Source organism: Ruminococcus sp. CAG:57 (assembly GCF_000435935.1).
In the GTDB taxonomy this organism is placed as follows: Bacteria; Bacillota; Clostridia; order Oscillospirales; family Ruminococcaceae; genus Hominimerdicola; species Hominimerdicola aceti.
Genome location: NZ_FR890707.1, coordinates 1 through 657, shown reverse-complemented (window position 1 = coordinate 657; position 657 = coordinate 1). Strand labels below are relative to the sequence as shown.

The following is a 657-nucleotide window of genomic DNA, read 5'->3' as shown; positions in this document are numbered from 1 at the left end:
TTCACAAAGAAAAGTCTTGACAAAGCTTAGCTAATATGATATAATAGATAAGCTGATTTAAGACAGCGCATTAGAAAGCACGAAAAAATCGAAAGTCAAAAAACTTTTTTGAAAAAACTTCAGAAAAGGGGTTGACAAAAGATAAAAAGTGTGATATAATGTAAAAGTTGCACGACACAAAAGAGTGTAACGAAACAGCATCTTGAAAATTGAACAAAGACGAATAGTACGAAACCCTTGAGAGATTCTTTTGAGAAAAAGAATTAAAGGTCTAACATAAAGACGAAAAAGAAATGTACGTTCAGTGAAGTGAACTGAAACAGGATAACAAGAGCAGAGATGCTTTTGATATACAACTTTAATTAAGAGTTTGATCCTGGCTCAGGACGAACGCTGGCGGCACGCTTAACACATGCAAGTCGAACGAGAGAAGAGAAGCTTGCTTTTCTGATCTAGTGGCGGACGGGTGAGTAACACGTGAGCAATCTGCCTTTCAGAGGGGGATACCGATTGGAAACGATCGTTAATACCGCATAACATAATTGAACCGCATGATTTGATTATCAAAGATTTATCGCTGAAAGATGAGCTCGCGTCTGATTAGCTAGTTGGTAAGGTAACGGCTTACCAAGGCGACGATCAGTAGCCGGACTGAGA

General features: G+C 38.7%; 1 rRNA gene. It reads left to right on the top strand.

Features of this window, described 5'->3' with window-relative positions:
* Nucleotides 1–358 precede the first annotated feature (358 nt).
* Nucleotides 359–657: ribosomal RNA gene (locus QVO88_RS03435) — 16S ribosomal RNA — on the top strand; the annotation flags it as partial.